Genomic DNA, 17,397 nt, shown 5'->3' with positions numbered 1-17,397 from the left:
ATGGTTAAAATACGCAAAAACAAATAGAAATGATTATCATAATCAACATTATTAACGTAAGGATATTATAAATGAGTCGATTATTCTGTCTAAATCCTCTATCACTTGCCGTGGCGATCGCATTAACGTCAAGTGTCGGACACGCTGAGGATCTCGGCACAATCCTTGTAGAAGGCGATACACATCAAAGCTCCACGACCAATAACTTTTCTTATGTCAGTAAAGTGGCACAGACAGCCACCAAGACAGATGAAAAGATTGTAAAAATCCCTCGTGCGGTTTCCGTTGTTACTCGCGAACAAATGGATGATCGTGCGACGATCAGCGTGTCGGATGCGCTGCAATACACTCCCAGTATTCAGACCAATTTCTACGGTGAAGATAATAAGCAGGATTGGTTCGTTATTCGGGGCTTTAAGCAAGCGAATAATGGTCTCTACCTAGATGGAACTCGACTCTACTCCAATGGCTTTTATAGCTGGCAAATCGATCCTTTCATGCTAGAACGTATAGAAGTATTACGAGGCCCTGCGTCTTCATTGGATGGTCAAACGCCTCCTGGCGGCGTTATCAATTTGATTAGCAAACGCGCCCAATTGAACGAAGATTTTGGCTCGGTATCCGCCAGTGTTGGGTCTTATCACCGCAAAGAAATCAACTTGGACGTCAATAAGGCCATCAACGATAAACTGGCCTTTCGTATGGTGGCACTAAAGCGTAAGAATGATACGAAAGTAGATAAAGTCGATGCTGACCGTACCTTACTAGCCCCATCTTTAGCGTGGCAAATTAGCGATGCAACCAAATTAACCGTATTAGCCAGCTACCAAAAAGACAATTCTAAACCTTACTTACAGTTCCTGCCTGAAGAAGGAACACTTACCAGCAACCCAAATGGTAAGATCGGCTACGATACCGCCTTAGGAAATCCTGACTGGGAAACCTTCCAGCGCGAGCAAACCTCCGTTGGCTATGAATTATCGCATGCCTTTAACGATAACGTTTCATTCCAGCAGTCAGCTCGCTTTAGCCATATGGATATCAACCTACGCCAAATGTACTTTGCGTCCTATTCTGCAGATGTGGCCCGCGTTGGACCGTTACTGGATCCCACAGGTGCCAGAAGCGACATTGTTAGGGGAGTATCTACGGCAGATGGCCATTCTAATGCTTTCAACATTGATAACCGCTTTATCTATAAGTTTAACACTGGCGGCGCAAAACATACGTTACTAACCGGTGTGGATTATCAAAGCCTTGATATTAACAATAAAGACTATGCCTCAGACCCCATCGCCGCAAATGGCAACAAGCCGATGACGGTACCGGGTGTTGGTACCGTTGCGGGTAATCCTAATTTTAATATTTATCACCCAAGTTATAGCAATAACATTGTCTTATTAAACCCAAATACATTAGCCACTGTCACCGATGCTGATTTGCAAACCACCAAAACGAAAAATCGTCAGTTAGGTTTTTATGTCCAGGATAAGGCAAACATCACGGATAAATTTACAGTGATCGCTGGCGCACGCTTTGATGACACCAGCGACAAAACCCACAATACCACGACCGATGCCAAAACCGATGTTGATCACCATGAATGGACCAGCAACTTGGGCGCGTCATATGAGCTAGCGGATGGCTTGGTTCCCTATGCCAACTTTGCTCAGTCTTTCAACCCAATAGTGAAATTGGACGCAAACGGTCACCCTGCAAAACCGGAAAGAGCAAAGAGCTACGAAGTTGGTATGAAGTATCAACCCAAAAGCTTTGATGGCTCTTTTGGCGTAGCCGCTTACCAGGTGACCAAAGAAAACCTAACAAGAGGCTCCAGTAATACAGCCACCTTTAGACAACTGGGCGAAGTACGTAACCGTGGAATCGAATTTGAAGCAGTTGCCAACTTGACTCAAGCCATCACCTTGGTAGGTAACCTAAGCTATGTAGACTCGGAAGTCACAGAAGATTCTGATGCTAAGTATATTGGCAAAACGCCCTCACAAATCGCAAATAAGTTGGCTTCCTTTTGGGGTAACTACCGCTTTTTCGATGGCAAATTGGCAGGCTTAAAGCTGGGAGCTGGAGTCCGTTATATCGGTGATACTTACGCCGATAATACCGAAACCAATAAAGTACCGTCTTACACCCTGTTCGATGCAATGGCTAGCTATCAGTGGAACAACTACAAGTTCCAAGTCATGGCAAAAAATGTCTTCAACAAGGAGTACATTGCCACCTGTGATTCCGGTATTTGTTACTACGGAGACAGCCGTAACGTCATTGCGAGTGTGACATATGACTGGTAATCAGAACGTTCATAACACGCTGCCCGGTGGGCAGTGTGTTTCTTTTGAAGCTGGTCATTACCACGTGACACTGCCATCAGGTGGTGTCAGTGTTCGCGAGGAACAGCACGGTCAAGGTATCTTAGTGCATTGTGAACTGCCTGAAAGTGAGCGGCTTAACGCATTTACCTTACTGTTTGAGCAGGTTCCACAGCTGCGTTGTATTGATTTAAGCGACGTTGATTTAAGCAGCATTGATTTAAGCAAGGTTGATTTACGCAGCCTGTCATCTGATCACTTGGCTCATATACTTTACCGCAACGAATCGGGGCAAAATATTCTATGGAGAGAAGCCATTATGCAGCGCCCGCACCACTGGCTGCGTCAAGATCGCCCCTTGTTTCCCCATAAACCTGTTCTCACTAAAGCGGGTTATCATCCTATGCGGCCAGCCCCACAACAGGGTGAGCTTTATCGTCGCTACCTGCCTGAACTGCAACAACATATTAGCCTATTGGGGCTCAACCTAGACGAACATTTAGCACTCTTTAATAAGTGGCAAAACAATGATCGCGTGGCCACTTTTTGGGATCAAAAAGGCAGTCTAAGCGAACATCGTGCCTACTTAGCAGAGCAAGTCGCGAACCATAAAAACCAGCTGTTAATTGCCTGTCTGGACAATGAACCCTTTGCCTACATTGAAGCCTATTGGGCCAAAGAAGATCGCATCGCGCCTTACTATTCTGTCGGCGATTATGACCGAGGGATCCATATGTTGGTGGGAGAAGAGCACCACCGAGGCGCTCATAAGGTTGCGGCATGGTTGCCATCGGTTTGCCATTACTTATATTTGGCGGACCCCAGAACCGACAAGATTGTCAGCGAGCCTAGAGCAGACAATCAGAAGATGATTCATTATTTGCAAGCGTATGGTTTTGCCAAACTCAAAGAGTTCGATTTTCCACATAAACGCTCCGCTTTAATGTGCCAATTAAGGGAAAGCTTCTTTGTTGACTGTTTTTAGTTAAGCGCCAAAACAGAGTCTAACCACAAAGCCAATATTCAATCCGAACAACGAGGTGACTATGACAAACAAAATAAGGGAATATGATGTGCTTGGCATCGGTCTAGGGCCGGCTAATCTGTCCATCGCCATCGCTTTAGAAGAACAAGCGCAAGACAATCAACTCTCATACTGTTTTTTAGAACAAAAATCGCAGTTTGAGTGGCACGGAGGCATGCTGCTTGATGGCACTCGCATGCAGATCTCTTGTTTAAAAGATCTGGTGACATTACGCAATCCCATGAGTCCTTATACCTTTGTGAATTATCTCCACACCCATAATCGACTTAACTCCTTTATTAACCTCGGCAGCCAACATCCATCACGTATCGAGTTCAACGATTATTTGGCTTGGGTCGCCAAACAATTTGATGCGCTCGTGCATTATGGTCAACGCGTCATCGACATTCAGCCAATAGAAGAGGAAGGGGAAATCACCAAAGTCAAAGTGATTGCGACCAATATCCATGGTGAAAAAACCGTTCGCATTGCCAGAAACCTGATTTTAGGGATGGGAGGCATGCCCAAACTACCAGAACAGTTCCAAGGGTTCGAACACGCCAATGTATTGCACTCCTCCCGCTATAAAACCTGGAGTGAATCCACCAAGGCCCTTCCAGAACAACCTAAAATCGCCGTGGTGGGAGCCGGTCAAAGTGCCGCAGAAATTTTTGTGGATTTGTGCAACCGCTATGAAGACGGGGAAGTGCATATGATCAACCGTCGCTTTGCGCTTCACCCTGCCGATGACAGTCCTTTTGTGAATGAAATATTTGATCCAGAGTTTACCGATCACATCTACTCCCGTGAGGAAGCAGAACGCAAAGACATCCTCAATCACTTTAGCGCAACTAATTACTCTGTCGTGGACATGGAAGAACTTCATGCCATATATGAAAGACTCTATTTGCAAAAAGTGACAGGAAAAGGGCAGCACAAATACCTACGCTGTCATGACATCCAAGAAACGGGCGAAAAAGAACAGAAAATTGCCTTACGCCTTAACGATAGAGTAAACCACCAGCAAAACTGGCAAGATTATGACGCGGTGATTTTGGCAACGGGCTACCGCTATGACGAGTTTCACCAGATGCTCAATCATATGCAACCTTTGATGACAAGTTCCCCAGTGGAACGCAGTTATCGCTTGCCGATGAAAGACCAGTGCTCTGTTAATGTGTTTCTACAAGGTTGCTGTGAATCGTCCCATGGTTTAAGCGATACCCTGTTATCGGTACTAGCTGTTCGCTCTAAAGAAATTGTGGATGCGCTGCTTAAGCAGAAGTCTTCTCTTCATGACGAAAGAATCAGCGCCTAATAACCTTTTGTTAGCAACAAAACATCGCCCCGATAAAGGAGTATCAGGGCGATGTTTCGCTCATTGCCATGGTTGCAAGCCGCTTTCCTGATCCCATTCAAAGGTGTAATCGGCAAAGGACTTTCGCTTAGCAAGAGACGTCCGTTTAGGGGTTCCTAATGACATCACCCCCAGAATATGGTCTTCATTACCCATCTTTAGCATGACCCTTAGAGCCTCTGTTGTTTCTTGGCTATGCCAGATGCCACCAAATCCCATGGCATGTGCCGCTAGCAATATATGCTCACATGCCGCCCCACCCGCTAACTGTTGATCTAATACAGAGACTTTGTGTTCTGTGTTGAGCACACTGTAGACGCAAATCATCATAGGGGTATTGATAATCTCTTGAATAAATCGATTGAAGTACACTTCATCCTCGACTTGTCCATCGTACATAGCTCGTAGGACACCTTCTAGATCCTTCATCCCCTGTCCTTGAATCACCACAAAGCGCCAAGGTTTAATATTGCCGTGGTCAGGTACGGTCATCGCCGCTTGTAAAATTTGCTCTACTTCCGCTCTATTAGGGGCAGGTTGAATAAGGCTGCCCCGTGGATAAGAACGACGCGTCATCAGCGCTTGAATGGCATCCATTTCACTTTCCTTAAGTAAATTTGCATGCATAGTCTATGCAAAATAATGATAATACGTCTCATCCTCATTTTTATCAAACACTAACAGAAATACCTTTATATTTATAAAAACATTTTTTTAGATGATTGCTATAGTGTTGAGGTATAAGAAGTGATGGAAGAAAGCACATTATGCAAACATTACCTTTGGTGTTGGCCGGTCCCATTTTACGCAAAACAAATGCACACGAAGTGACATTCTGGTTAGCAACAAGCCGACCCGTTGACGTGACGCTTTCGCTTCAATGCGACACACTAACCGCTTCGCCAGTGCTCACCGTAAATCATCGTCAAATCCAATCAGGCGATAAACTCTACTTTCAGTTGATTCATGCCGTTCCTGAGTCAGCCTTACCAATCGCAGAATGGATTGGTTATGACATCATGTTGATCGACGCCGTTTCAAAGCAAGAGCATCCTATCCAATCTTGGGCTACGGATCTCTGCTACCCGGGATACACGACACCAGGATTCATTATCCAGAAAAACATCAAGCAATTACTACACGGCTCTTGTCGTAAGCCCCATTATGTTCGTCCAAACGACTCACCAGAAGAAAGCAATACCGATGGACTCGCACTGGTCGACAGTCTATTAGAGAGAACGCCCGTAAAAGAGTGGCCCGCCGTGTTATTATTAACAGGGGATCAAATCTACGCTGACGATGTGGCTGGCCCCATGCTAAATGCCATTCATCAAGTGATTCAGCAATTAGGGTTAGCCGACGAAGACATAGACGACACGGTATTAGACAAGCATCAGAGCTTACATAGTTCAGCGCCCTATTACTATGAGCGAGACCGCATCCTACCTCAAAGGGAAGAAACCCAGGAACTACGTAAACAGTTCTTTGGCGGTGTCAAAAAGCCTATTTTTACCAGTAGCACGGCGCAAAACCACCTTATTACACTCAGCGAAATACTGGCAATGTATCTACTTGTCTGGTCGCCTGCTTGTTGGGCTAATATCGACTTAACCTGCCCTAATGTCATCCAAGATAGCGCAAAACGTATGCGTTATGAGAAGGAAAAAAAGGCCATTGAGGCATTTAAACAACCGCTCAAACACGTCCAAAGAGCTTTAGCCCATTTACCTACCGCCATGATTTTTGATGATCATGATGTGACGGATGATTGGAATATGACCGCCGCATGGGAACATAGTGCTTATGGTCACCCTTTATCAAAACGCATTATCGGTAATGCACTCACGGCCTATTTATTATGCCAAGGCTGGGGGAACACACCAGAAAAGTTCGATGATGCCATGCTCTCGCAGCTTGATCAAACCTTACAATCCGTCGGCAGCCAACAACACGATGCCTTAATTGACCAGTTATTAACATTTGAGCAATGGCATTATGAATGGCCGACCCATCCCCCGTTAATCGTGTTAGACACTCGCACCCACCGCTGGCGCTCTGAGCGTCATCCGCAGCGCCCGTCAGGGCTCATGGATTGGCAAACCCTAACCGATTTACAACAAACGCTGATTGATCATAAAGCCGTCATTATGGTGTCACCTGCCCCTATTTTTGGAGTCAAGTTAATTGAAACGGTACAAAGAATCTTTACTTTTTTAGGTAAACCTTTGGTAGTGGACGCCGAGAACTGGATGGCACATTCTGACTCGGCTCACACCTTAATGAACCTATTTCGACACCCAAAAACACCGCATCATTTTGTGATTCTATCAGGGGATGTCCATTATTCTTTTGTCTACGACATCGAAGTGAAAGGCCTTCAAAGCAGTCCTCATATTTGGCAAATCACCAGTAGCGGACTACGTAATGAATTTCCAAAACGCTTATTAGATTGGTTTGACCGACTCAATCGCTGGCTCTACGCCCCTTGGTCACCTCTTAATATATTTACCAAACGTCGAGGTATGTGGGTATCGCCACGCAAACCGGATGATGCCTCTCGTGGAGAGCGACTGCTCAATCATGCCGGAATTGGTTTAGTCACCTTAGATGAGGAAGGCAAGCCAATACAGATACAGCAACTAACTGGCAACAACAGAGCCATTGCCTTTAGACAAGACCCTCAAGATCGTCGGTTTGAATAAAGCCAGAATGCTTCTCTCCAATTGTCCACCCTTTTCTTTTCTACACTCTGATGACAATAATGCTGTGAGTTTGTCTAGCACCGTAATATGGCAAAAATGATCTTGTTACATACATTCCAAGTTGAAAAAACAAAGCAAAAAAAGTGTAAAACTTTACCAATATCGGATAATGAAAAAAGTTTGTTAGTAGTACTGTTTAGTGACATAACTAAAACTAAGGAACGTACTAATGACACACACAAAACGTTTTATGATTGCCGCAAGCAGTGTTTTGATTGCCTCTTTTGCAGCCCAAAGCCAAGCAACAGAGTTTGGATCCCCCACCACGGCGGCAGGTGTTTTCGATTTTGGGACGGGCTTTATGCCACCCGTTACGCCAATCGGAAGTTTCTCCTTACGTATTGCACCTTACTCAGCCGATTCAACACGAAACAACAGTGGCAAAAGCACCCTACCAAAGTTTTCATTGGATGTTTTGAGTATCTCATTAGCCTACATTAAACGTACTAACTACAAAATTTTAGGTGGGGACTTCGGCTATAGCGCCGTCCTTCCCTATCTGGATATGAATCTTGATCTAACGACTCCTCCTGGCGGTAAAGTACATGGTTCACAACAAGAGCTGGGAGACCTACAAGTCGCGCCTATTATCATTCAATGGGATATTGCCCCTAACTTTGGAATGAATGCACAACTGCAAATACAGGCACCCACAGGCCATTTTAATAAAAATGCAGCCATTAATGCTGGTCTGAACCATTGGACATTTTCTCCGGCCTTGGGCGTCACTTACATCACCAGTAATAAAATCGAGTTCTCCTCTAGCTTCCAGTTAGATTTCAATACCAAAAACAAAGAGACAGACTACACCAGTGGTATTGAATACCGCCATGAGTTTGGCATCGGGAAAATTATGGGGGCCTGGACCGTTGGTTTAGGTGGTTTCTACTACAAACAATTAACCGATGATAAAGGACCCAATGTCCCGGCAGATGGTAACCGAGCACAGACCATTGCGGTGGGCCCTGCCATTGCCTATTTCAAACCAGGGTTACCAGCCATTTGGTTCCATGTCTATAAAGAGCATCACTCAAGAAACCGTACACAAGGCACCTCTATCGCATTACGCATTGCGCAAAGTTTCTAAAGGGACGCTAGAGCCCCCTAGAAAGTAAGCAACTAGACAAGGAAGTCACCCTTGCCGATTTACAGATCAAATTTATCGACAAGCTGATCAATCATAGAGGCGCTGATGTTATCGGCGTCGATGTGTTCGTCACTCTTATCCCATAAGTGCATTGCTTGCATAAAGTTAATAATAATGGCGCTAAAAAAACCATTAATCGGCGAATAGTTCGAACGTTTTAAGGTCGCAATCAATTGCCCATGTTGATAGACCTTAATAATATGCGAGACCAGTGGTCGACTGAGTGCCTCACCACCGTATTTATAGCGACGAGTATAATCAATCGTGATAACTAATGCCGCACTATGCTTATTAGGCTTCACTGCATACACATCGTGCTCTACTAAGCTCTTTTGGATAGAGTAGGCAAAATCTTTACTTAAAGTCTCTTCTGAAGAAAAGGCTTTATTGTTTGGCTTCCCCCAATCCCCTTCTTTTAAATTAACATGAAGACTTTTTACATAAAAAGACGTAACACGCTTGTTATCGGTCGGAGACGTAAACCAACTGGCACAACCTGATAAAAACAAGACACCCAGAATCACTATCAAATGCTTCGAACGCACGATTATTATCCTTATCTAAGGAGCCAAACGAAAAACACATTAAGGAAGGTAGCGCCGATGCGTTTTCCTTAATTGGAGATAGTATGCAATAACTTTGTACAGACTTGTACTTTTTACATTCTAACAGCGTTTTCCTATTTTATCATGACTGCTTTTTGCCTCGTTAAAAACCGTAAAAAGGCTATTTACTGCTATTAAATCCATGAAAAAACTCTATGATAATACTTCCCGCTACCCATTAGAGATGTCGTGATGCAAGACAACAACACCGAGCTGGATAACGACTTTATCGACCTACTTAAATTACTTATTCGACAGCCAAGTGTTGTCGGTGCTGAGCACTCATTCTTTCGCGTCTTACAGCGAGAATTGGAAGAGCGGGGAGCCAAAGTGACTTGGTACGAAGGATTATTAGTGGCCCAAGGCAGTGACCCCATGAGTACCATGTTCTCTGCGCATATTGATCGCCACGGTCTGGTATGTACCGGACCAAATGAATTTCAATACGCGGCCTTTGTTTCTGCCAATAAAACAGACTTGCTAAATAATTCCGTGTCAGAAGAATTAATGAGCAAAGTGACTGAGCGCTTCCATCATGAAGCAATCTATGCCTATGAACCTTGGTCTGGCGTTTACCGAGGCCAAGGCGTCATAAACCACTCTTATGTATGTGAATTTCGCAACAACCTTATTTTTGAAGTCGATGGCCTTGAAGGGGTGGTTGCTGGAACCCCTATCGCCTTTAAAGATCAACTCACCATAAAAGACCAGCGCTTAGAAGGGCAATTGGATAATGTCATCTCCGCCGCAGCGCTGGTCCATTTATTTGACCATGGCTTCAAAGGGACTGCCTTTTTTACCGCCCAAGAAGAAGCCGGCAAAAGTTGGCGTTATCTCCTCGAATGGTTTCGCCGCTTTGGTGGTTCGACTAACCGCTTATTTGTGGTTGATACCAGCCCTTTTCCTGATACTCAAGCGGCGAATGAACAACTCTTAGTATTGCGGGAAAAAGACGCAAACGCCTCATTTAACAAAGACAGTACTCACGCACTGGAAGCCCTTTGCCAGCAGCACCATATAAGCTATCTCTACAAAAATCGTTATGTGGAAGCAGAAAATATTAAACGCGCCGCCTTAGGACAACCACCTTCCTCACTCGGCAGTACAGAGTTAGGACGCATTATCTCAGCGTCAAACGGGTTGGTGGATGGTACCACCATTCAAATCCCCACGACTGGATACCACACCATGCATGAATCCGCTTCAATTGATTCGGTAAACGCCTTTTTAAACACACTTAAAATACTCTCTAATATCTAAAAATTTTCGTCCACACAATAATCCCCCCTCAATTTATCCTTCAGGGGGTGATCTCAAAACCCCTATTTTTTCCTACTTGCTTACACCCTATTTCACCCCAAGTCTTTGGTAATATTTTTTTCACTATGTATCATGTAACTTGGCATTTTTTAACTTTATCGACGTGTCTAGTTAACAAAAGAAAGAGAGTTAGTGTGAAGATTTTAGTAACGGGAGCTGCAGGCTTCATTGGACATGGGTTGATTAAATCGCTTCTTTTAAGGGGAGATGAAGTCATTGGAATTGATAACCTCAATGACTATTATGATCCAGATCTCAAGCGAGCACGCTTAAAAGATATTGAGGATTTTCAAGCCACCCACAAACTAAAAAACACGCTACACTTTATACGTATGGATATCGCGGATAGAGACAATATAGCCGCGCTGTTTTCACAAGAAAAATTCGATGTGGTCATCAACCTAGCCGCACAAGCAGGTGTTCGCTTCTCCATCGAGAACCCCCAAGTGTATATTGACTCCAATTTGGTGGGGTTTGCTAACATTCTAGAGGGGTGTCGACATAACAAGGTTAAACACCTTGTTTACGCCTCCTCAAGTTCCGTTTACGGCATGAATAGCAAACAACCTTTTAGCACCGAAGACAGAGTGGATTACCCCATCAGTCTTTACGCTGCCACCAAAAAATCCAACGAATTAATGGCCCATTCCTATAGCCATCTTTATAACATCCCCACTACTGGACTGCGCTTTTTTACGGTCTATGGCCCTTGGGGGCGGCCTGATATGGCCGCCTACAAGTTCGTCAAAGCCATCTTGAACGGCACGCCTATCGATGTCTACAACCACGGAGACATGCAACGTGACTTTACCTACATCGATGATATTGTTGACGGTATCGTTCGCGTGGTCGATACCATCCCGCACCCCATGAAAAACACCGAGACGAAGGCACAAGCTCCCTATAAGCTGTTTAATATAGGGAATCATAATCCCATTACACTGCGTCGTTTTATCAGCGCAATAGAGAAGGCTTGTGGTAAAAAAGCGAAAGAGAATTTATTACCTATGCAAGCTGGCGATGCCCCCATCACCTATGCCGATATTGATGAACTGACACAAGCCACAGGTTTTATGCCCAAAATGACCATTGAACAAGGCATGCAGGCATTTGTGGATTGGTACCAAGCCTTTTATAATCTTGGGAACACTCACAACGTGGGCGACACTAGACGAAAATACATCAGTGCCTAACACTATACCAATCACCTATTGAACAGAATACTTAGATTAAGGGACATACCTTGAACACTAAAAAATACCATATTGCGGTTGCTGGTACAGGCTATGTTGGCCTGTCTATTTCCATGCTATTGGCTCAGCGTAACAAAGTCATTGCTGTCGATATTGTTCCCAGTCGAGTGGAAATGCTGAATCAGGGTCAATCCCCTATCAGCGACACGGAAATTGAAGATTTTCTCACCACAAAAGCACTCGATTTCACCGCAACAATGGATAAAAACCTTGCCTATCGTGACGCGGATTTTGTCATCATCGCCACGCCAACAGACTATGATCCTGTCACCAACTATTTCAATACCAGCTCCGTTGAAAGTGTGATTGAAGACGTGTTAGCCATTAATAAAAACGCCACGATGATCATTAAATCGACCATCCCAGTTGGCTACATCAATAGTGTTAAAGAGAAATACAATATTGATAACATTTTGTTTTCTCCCGAATTTTTACGAGAAGGTCGTGCTCTTTACGATAACTTAAACCCATCACGTATCATTGTCGGAGAGCATTCTGAACGCGCTGAGTTCTTCGCCCGCCTGCTACAAGAAGGGGCTATTAAACAAGACATTCCGACCTTATTTACGGATTCAACTGAAGCCGAAGCCGTGAAGCTTTTTTCCAACACCTATCTGGCCATGCGTGTGGCTTATTTCAATGAGCTGGACTCTTACTGTGAATCGTTTGGCCTCAACAGCAAACAAGTAATAGAAGGCGTCGGACTAGACCCACGTATTGGTAGCCATTACAACAACCCTTCTTTTGGCTACGGTGGCTACTGTCTGCCAAAAGATACCAAACAACTGTTGGCAAACTACAACGATGTACCAAATAATTTGATTCGTGCCATTGTCGACTCCAACACAACGCGCAAGGATTTCATCGCCGAATCGATTCTTAAGCGTAATCCTGAAGTGGTAGGTATCTATCGTCTGGTGATGAAAACAGGTTCCGATAACTTCCGAGCTTCCGCAATTCAAGGTGTTATGAAGCGCCTGAAAGCCAAAGGCATCGAAGTCATTTTGTATGAACCAGAACTGGAAGAAGATACCTTCTTTAATTCAGAAGTCTGCCGTGACTTTGAGGACTTCAAAGCCCGTTCCAATGTCATTATGGCAAATCGCATGACAGAAGACCTCCGAGATGTAGTCGATAAAGTCTATACACGTGATTTATTTGGTACAGATTAAGGATTAAAACAAACATAAAACCCCCAATAAATGGAATTTATTGGGGGTTTTATGTTTTCGGGTAAGCTAAATTAATCCGAATTGATGGCGCTTGTCGTGGAGGCGTAAAAACCGCGCGCCAAATGGACTTCGATTGGGCAAAAACGCAATTTAACCACCCGTAACCGTATAAAACCGCTCAACATTTTTGGTCACTTTCCCCCAACGGGAAGCCTTGACACGGGTTTGATGTTCGTCGAACGCGGCTCTGTCAGTGAATTCCTCGTACACATCAAAACGCGGTGAGTTTTCAGACGCTCTTGTCACGGTAAAAGTAATGCAACCCGCCTCTTGCTTCGTTAGAGCAATATGATTTTGTAGTTCAGCCAGTACCAAGTCTAAATCTTCATTGGGTACTTCTATATGTCCACTTAGTATGATTTTTGCCATAGTGCAAAGCTCCCTATTTATCTAGCGATGAAGCAAGATAATACACCATATAAGTAACAGAAAAAGGCAGGTGATCGAACTGTTTGGTGTCGCCTTTTACAAAGCCAAACTGTTCATACCAATCTTGTAACTCTGAGTGTTTGCCAATCACGCCAATGCTGATCAATTCGAGCTCATCAGCTCTCGCCTGCTCGATAATGTGCTCGACAAGTTGTGCCCCGATGCCTTTGTTTTGCCACTCAGGTAACACTGACAATCGGTTCAAGTAGGCTTTACGAACGCGATTGGTCTGAGTGGGAATGTCATACGCCACACAAGCAACTGGCTGTTGATTGTCAATGCAGACAAAATAGCGCTCACCTCGTTTAAAATCCTGCTCGACCCAACTGCCCTCGCAAAAAGAGGGATGCTTTGGGCAGTTATCTTGGTTTATTGCAAAACGTTTAGCAACAGGTCGATTCGCCTCACGAATGATATAGGCGATCACCTCGGCTTGGTCTTCAAATACTTCCTTTATCTGTCTCATAACTTCTTCTCCCTCATACTTTTCTTAGAGGCACTCAATGGCAACCTCCAATGAAACTTCACGGCACTGACTGCGATCAAAATCATGATGACCCCCAGTATTTGCGTTACACTGATATGTGTCGAAAACGCATAATGGTCGACAAACAATGCCGTAATCGGATAAATAAACGACAGCAAAGCAATCAGGCTAGTCGGCAATTTTTGAAAACTGTCGTACATGATGATGTACATAAACCCTGTTAGTATCGCTCCAAGAATCAATAAATCTAACCATTGACTAGTTTGCGTTGGTAGGCTATTGAAGTCAGCAAAAGGCAAGAGCATGAGAATACCAACGATCACCTGTACCAATGCCACAAAAGTGGAAGGCACTTGACTGACTTTTTTTGTAATGAGTGTCGTCGCGGTATAAAGTAATGCAGCACCCAAGGCGAGTAATAAACCGAATAACGCAGAAGAATCGGTTCGATTTAAGTCGCCGATAAAAAGCTCATGTAACTCATGAGGATTAAGTTCTACGATTAATACTAAGCCGACAAATGCTAAGGCTAGCCAAACAAGTAGGGAGATTGACGGCTTTTCTCGGGTGATTAATGTGCTCGCTAACACCAAAAACAAAGGTTGCATATGGTAGGCAACGGTAGCAATAGAAAACGGAATATAATTGAACGAAGCAAATAACAATACCCAGTTTCCTACTAAGGTAATACCGCCTAACACAATCAATAACAGTACCCTGGGCTGGAAAAACTCGGCACGAATCAAGCCTGAAAAATAGGCATATCCGCCTAAAACCATTGCACCAATCACACAACGAAAAAACACCACATTCCAAAATACCTGTCCCGAACTAATCACAAAATAACCAATGGTGCCAGACAGTATCATGGCAAAAGTCAGCTCTAAACTGCTTATCGTATGATTTGAATGTTTCATAATAGACCTCGGTTATTGCCCCCCCACGGTAGAACACTGAATGCATTCTCTTTTTAAGGGAACTGGTTTATGGTGAATAGAATAAAATGAAGGAAGCCACCTTGGCAGACCTATAAAAAGACAAATAAACAGAATAACCGTACTTATCAGAGGGAAAAATGCGAAATAACCTTAAAAAAGAAAAAACCATTTTAGATGGTATTGATAGCAAGCTGATTGAACAACTTTATACGAATGCGAGAACCCCGGTCACAGAACTTGCACGGGCAGTGGGTATGACCGCGCCCAGTGTCAACGAACGATTAAAACGACTGGAAGAAAGTGGTGTCATCTCTGGCTATCGAGTGGAAGTGAACCCTGTGGTTTTAGGCTATAGCCTAATGGCAATTGTACGAATGCGCCAACTTCCTGGCAAACTCAAAGCTCTAGAAGCTCTGATCCAATCGATTCCTGAATTTGTTGAATGCGACAAGGTAACTGGGGATGATTGTTATATCGCTCGTCTGTATTTAAAAGACATTAGTCAATTAGATCCCATTCTTGACCAAGTCTCTGAGTTAGCCGATACCAATACAGCCATTGTGAAATCAACACCTGTCAAACGACGACTACTCATTTAACAACCTCTATTAGTATAGCCAATAACGAGATGGTGAGCGTTTTGTTTTTCGTCCATCCGTTTTGTGCATTGGCTATAGCAAATCATCCATCTCAACTTGGCGAGCAAAGTGTATCGTTTGGCGAGAAGTCAGCAATCAGACTTGCTTCCTTATCGTAGACTGGCATTTTCCATGATGAGGACAAGACCATGCAACTAACCAAACGACTAGAGCAAATATTTACGGACGTTTTAACTTCCACCACAATCGATAAGGCTCAGCTTGCTGAGTATTTCACCTTAGACTATCAACAATGGGTTGATAATAAGACGCTAAACTTCAGCGACTTTGTCACACATATTCAGTCATTAAAAGCGCATTTACATCATTGTGAAGTGAGCTTCGACCAGATGATTAGTGAAGGCAATAAAGTCCATTCTAGCCATACGGTCACCGCTCAGACCAAAGCTGGAGAAAATATTAAGATAAAAGTAGTTGGCCTATTTATCTTTGCTGAGAATAAATTGCAACGCACGGAAGAACTGACCTGTCTATTATCAGGACCAAACCATGAGAAAAACATAGGTTCTCGATAAGATAACCAGGCTTTAACAAGGCTTCATTGATTTTTGATAGTCTAGAAACGCCCTAGAAAAAGCCGATAAGCTCTTATAGCCCAAATCAAAAGCGATGTTAGTAACACTTTCGCCCTGTTCATACGCTTGTTGTGCTTTTTGCATGACAAGCTGATAGCGAAACGCTTGGTAAGTGGTATTCAATTGCTCGGCAAACAGTCGATTAAGTGTGCGTTCTGATGCTCCACTTTGCTGACTCACCGACGCTAATGATGTCTTGATGCTCACACTATGAGAGAGGGATTCGATGACGTTCAATAGTCGCGGATCCACACAGGCAGACGATAGGCGATACCCTTGCAACGGGGTAAAACGGGCAAGCTGGTCCAGTAAAATAGCATCATAGTGTTGCCATGATGCTTGCGTTAGATGTGGTTGATTATGCCGCAAGTACGCCATCAATTGAGTCCATAATGTATGACTTGCCAATAAACCAATCGATTGGATAGGAGGAGTGGCAACGTCCTCGCCTGAAAAAATCAAACTAAGACAACTGTTTTTGAGTGCAATAAACTCATGGGAGACATAAGCAGGAATATACACCAGTTGCCCAGTTAACAGTAAAAATCCACCGTCTTCTGTGGAAATTATCCCTGAACCTTCATGCACGTAGACCCACTGGTACACACTGTGTTCATGAGATTGCGTTGTTTGCCGTGACTCATAGTACTGGATAACGTGATTGAGCATCTTCATGATGATTCCGCACTGCTCTAAACCGTTAGTATGACAATAGGCCTTAAGGAGTGGCAAGCCAATAAGAACCACTTGCATATTAGTATTGCCAAATACTAATATAGTGTTATAGTTATATATAACACTATATTTAACTGGTTTATTAAAACGCGACTTACCCATCGCGAAACCAAGCAGAAGAGAGCCCCTATGCAAGAGCAATGGAACGACGAACAACCCATTTATCGCCAAGTGCGTGATCGCATGGTGAGCTTGATACTTGCAGGAGAGTTACGTGAAGGCGAAGCACTACCCTCTGTTCGGGCGGTATCCACCAGCTATCAAATCAACCACTTAACGGTATCAAAAGCCTATCAGTCACTGGTTGAAGAAAAACTCGTCGAAAAACGACGCGGTATGGGCATGTTTATTCTTGGTGGCGCCCGTGCGCGAATTTTACACGCAGAAAGAGCACTCTTCTTTCAGTCAGAAATCCCCAAATTAAAACAACGTTTAACTCTATTAGATATTAGCACCAACGAATTAATTGAGCAGTTATCACTGGAAACACCTCCCTTAAACGACATCACGGTAGATCAACTTCGTCTACAAAAAGACAGCGAATAGG

At 43.9% G+C, this 17,397-nt stretch carries 17 protein-coding genes; 11 read left to right on the top strand and 6 right to left on the bottom strand.

Translation table 11 applies throughout. The annotated features are described in order from the left end of the window. Positions 1–71: 71 nt before the first annotated feature. The 3 genes from AC0VYG_RS01955 (at position 72) to AC0VYG_RS01945 (ending at position 4,669) form a co-directional block, all read left to right on the top strand. The gene (locus tag AC0VYG_RS01955) at positions 72–2,309 is read left to right on the top strand and encodes a TonB-dependent siderophore receptor (protein ID WP_475430678.1); all 2,238 of its coding nucleotides are present in this window, start codon (positions 72–74) and stop codon (positions 2,307–2,309) included. Then, on the top strand, positions 2,299–3,312 hold the full coding sequence (locus AC0VYG_RS01950; protein ID WP_475430677.1) for a GNAT family N-acetyltransferase: 1,014 nt from the start codon (positions 2,299–2,301) through the stop codon (positions 3,310–3,312). Before AC0VYG_RS01955 ends, AC0VYG_RS01950 begins: the two co-directional genes overlap by 11 nt. A 61-nt stretch (positions 3,313–3,373) precedes the next feature. Continuing rightward, positions 3,374–4,669: a lysine N(6)-hydroxylase/L-ornithine N(5)-oxygenase family protein gene (locus AC0VYG_RS01945; protein ID WP_475430676.1), complete on the top strand. Its 1,296-nt coding sequence runs from the start codon at positions 3,374–3,376 to the stop codon at positions 4,667–4,669. Between the two features lie 60 nt (positions 4,670–4,729). Here the strand turns inward: AC0VYG_RS01945 and AC0VYG_RS01940 are convergent, their stop codons facing one another. After that, on the bottom strand, positions 4,730–5,305 hold the full coding sequence (locus AC0VYG_RS01940) for a nitroreductase family protein (protein ID WP_475430675.1): 576 nt from the start codon (positions 5,303–5,305) through the stop codon (positions 4,730–4,732). A gap of 170 nt (positions 5,306–5,475) precedes the next feature. On the opposite strand from AC0VYG_RS01940, the gene AC0VYG_RS01935 reads away from it, so the two are divergent. Then, on the top strand, positions 5,476–7,410 hold the full coding sequence (locus AC0VYG_RS01935; protein ID WP_475430674.1) for an alkaline phosphatase D family protein: 1,935 nt from the start codon (positions 5,476–5,478) through the stop codon (positions 7,408–7,410). Between the two features lie 229 nt (positions 7,411–7,639). Next, positions 7,640–8,557, top strand: a complete 918-nt coding sequence (locus tag AC0VYG_RS01930) for a SphA family protein (RefSeq protein WP_475430673.1) — start codon at positions 7,640–7,642, stop codon at positions 8,555–8,557. Positions 8,558–8,616: 59 nt separating this feature from the next. On the opposite strand, the gene AC0VYG_RS01925 is transcribed toward AC0VYG_RS01930, so the two are convergent. After that, the gene (locus AC0VYG_RS01925) at positions 8,617–9,162 is read right to left on the bottom strand and encodes a hypothetical protein (protein WP_475430672.1); all 546 of its coding nucleotides are present in this window, start codon (positions 9,160–9,162) and stop codon (positions 8,617–8,619) included. 252 nt (positions 9,163–9,414) lie between these two features. Here AC0VYG_RS01925 and AC0VYG_RS01920 point away from each other — a divergent pair, with 252 nt between their 5' ends. The 3 genes from AC0VYG_RS01920 (at position 9,415) to AC0VYG_RS01910 (ending at position 12,967) form a co-directional block, all read left to right on the top strand. Next, positions 9,415–10,482, top strand: coding sequence for a peptidase M42 (locus tag AC0VYG_RS01920; protein ID WP_475430671.1), 1,068 nt, complete (start codon positions 9,415–9,417; stop codon positions 10,480–10,482). A 194-nt stretch (positions 10,483–10,676) separates the two neighbouring features. Further along, complete coding sequence (locus AC0VYG_RS01915; protein ID WP_475430670.1) at positions 10,677–11,735, top strand: NAD-dependent epimerase; 1,059 nt, start codon at positions 10,677–10,679, stop codon at positions 11,733–11,735. A gap of 50 nt (positions 11,736–11,785) precedes the next feature. After that, a complete protein-coding gene (locus AC0VYG_RS01910; protein ID WP_475430669.1) occupies positions 11,786–12,967 on the top strand; it encodes a nucleotide sugar dehydrogenase in 1,182 nt (393 codons plus the stop codon). Positions 12,968–13,117: 150 nt separating this feature from the next. Here AC0VYG_RS01910 and AC0VYG_RS01905 read toward each other — a convergent pair whose 3' ends face one another. Genes AC0VYG_RS01905 through AC0VYG_RS01895 form a run of 3 tightly spaced genes read right to left on the bottom strand, consistent with a single transcriptional unit; the run spans position 13,118 to position 14,860 of the window. After that, positions 13,118–13,396 (bottom strand): putative quinol monooxygenase, encoded by a 279-nt coding sequence (locus tag AC0VYG_RS01905; protein ID WP_475430668.1) that lies wholly within the window; start codon positions 13,394–13,396, stop codon positions 13,118–13,120. A gap of 13 nt (positions 13,397–13,409) precedes the next feature. Then, positions 13,410–13,922 carry a GNAT family N-acetyltransferase gene (locus AC0VYG_RS01900; RefSeq protein ID WP_475430667.1) on the bottom strand — a complete coding sequence of 171 codons (513 nt, stop codon included), beginning with the start codon at positions 13,920–13,922 and terminating at the stop codon, positions 13,410–13,412. Beyond that, entirely contained in the window at positions 13,919–14,860 is a 942-nt protein-coding gene (locus AC0VYG_RS01895; protein WP_475430666.1) for a DMT family transporter, read from the bottom strand. Before AC0VYG_RS01895 ends, AC0VYG_RS01900 begins: the two co-directional genes overlap by 4 nt. Before the next feature lie 158 nt (positions 14,861–15,018). Here AC0VYG_RS01895 and AC0VYG_RS01890 point away from each other — a divergent pair, with 158 nt between their 5' ends. Together AC0VYG_RS01890 and AC0VYG_RS01885 are read left to right on the top strand one after the other, a co-directional pair. Continuing rightward, positions 15,019–15,480: an Lrp/AsnC family transcriptional regulator gene (locus AC0VYG_RS01890; RefSeq protein ID WP_199476711.1), complete on the top strand. Its 462-nt coding sequence runs from the start codon at positions 15,019–15,021 to the stop codon at positions 15,478–15,480. A gap of 188 nt (positions 15,481–15,668) precedes the next feature. After that, complete coding sequence (locus tag AC0VYG_RS01885; RefSeq protein ID WP_199476712.1) at positions 15,669–16,055, top strand: hypothetical protein; 387 nt, start codon at positions 15,669–15,671, stop codon at positions 16,053–16,055. Between the two features lie 12 nt (positions 16,056–16,067). Here AC0VYG_RS01885 and AC0VYG_RS01880 read toward each other — a convergent pair whose 3' ends face one another. After that, a complete protein-coding gene (locus AC0VYG_RS01880) occupies positions 16,068–16,790 on the bottom strand; it encodes a helix-turn-helix domain-containing protein (RefSeq protein WP_475449890.1) in 723 nt (240 codons plus the stop codon). Positions 16,791–16,979: 189 nt separating this feature from the next. On the opposite strand from AC0VYG_RS01880, the gene AC0VYG_RS01875 reads away from it, so the two are divergent. Next, positions 16,980–17,396: a GntR family transcriptional regulator gene (locus AC0VYG_RS01875; protein WP_067012405.1), complete on the top strand. Its 417-nt coding sequence runs from the start codon at positions 16,980–16,982 to the stop codon at positions 17,394–17,396. The last annotated feature ends 1 nt before the right edge of the window (position 17,397 follow it).

The organism is Marinomonas sp. 63XJN7_7_ISO-PGPR-S23-202, from assembly GCF_056173505.1.
This window is presented reverse-complemented; position numbering and strand designations above follow the sequence as displayed.

Excerpts from the sequence above, each read along its gene's own strand:
- AC0VYG_RS01955 (WP_475430678.1), top strand. The coding sequence starts at position 72 with ATGAGTCGATTATTCTGTCTAAATCCTCTATCACTTGCCGTGGCGATC.
- AC0VYG_RS01950 (WP_475430677.1), top strand. The coding sequence starts at position 2,299 with ATGACTGGTAATCAGAACGTTCATAACACGCTGCCCGGTGGGCAGTGT.
- AC0VYG_RS01945 (WP_475430676.1), top strand. The coding sequence starts at position 3,374 with ATGACAAACAAAATAAGGGAATATGATGTGCTTGGCATCGGTCTAGGG.
- AC0VYG_RS01940 (WP_475430675.1), bottom strand. The coding sequence starts at position 5,305 with ATGGATGCCATTCAAGCGCTGATGACGCGTCGTTCTTATCCACGGGGC.
- AC0VYG_RS01935 (WP_475430674.1), top strand. The coding sequence starts at position 5,476 with ATGCAAACATTACCTTTGGTGTTGGCCGGTCCCATTTTACGCAAAACA.
- AC0VYG_RS01930 (WP_475430673.1), top strand. The coding sequence starts at position 7,640 with ATGACACACACAAAACGTTTTATGATTGCCGCAAGCAGTGTTTTGATT.
- AC0VYG_RS01920 (WP_475430671.1), top strand. The coding sequence starts at position 9,415 with ATGCAAGACAACAACACCGAGCTGGATAACGACTTTATCGACCTACTT.
- AC0VYG_RS01905 (WP_475430668.1), bottom strand. The coding sequence starts at position 13,396 with ATGGCAAAAATCATACTAAGTGGACATATAGAAGTACCCAATGAAGAT.
- AC0VYG_RS01900 (WP_475430667.1), bottom strand. The coding sequence starts at position 13,922 with ATGAGACAGATAAAGGAAGTATTTGAAGACCAAGCCGAGGTGATCGCC.
- AC0VYG_RS01895 (WP_475430666.1), bottom strand. The coding sequence starts at position 14,860 with ATGAAACATTCAAATCATACGATAAGCAGTTTAGAGCTGACTTTTGCC.
- AC0VYG_RS01890 (WP_199476711.1), top strand. The coding sequence starts at position 15,019 with ATGCGAAATAACCTTAAAAAAGAAAAAACCATTTTAGATGGTATTGAT.
- AC0VYG_RS01885 (WP_199476712.1), top strand. The coding sequence starts at position 15,669 with ATGCAACTAACCAAACGACTAGAGCAAATATTTACGGACGTTTTAACT.
- AC0VYG_RS01880 (WP_475449890.1), bottom strand. The coding sequence starts at position 16,790 with ATGAAGATGCTCAATCACGTTATCCAGTACTATGAGTCACGGCAAACA.
- AC0VYG_RS01875 (WP_067012405.1), top strand. The coding sequence starts at position 16,980 with ATGCAAGAGCAATGGAACGACGAACAACCCATTTATCGCCAAGTGCGT.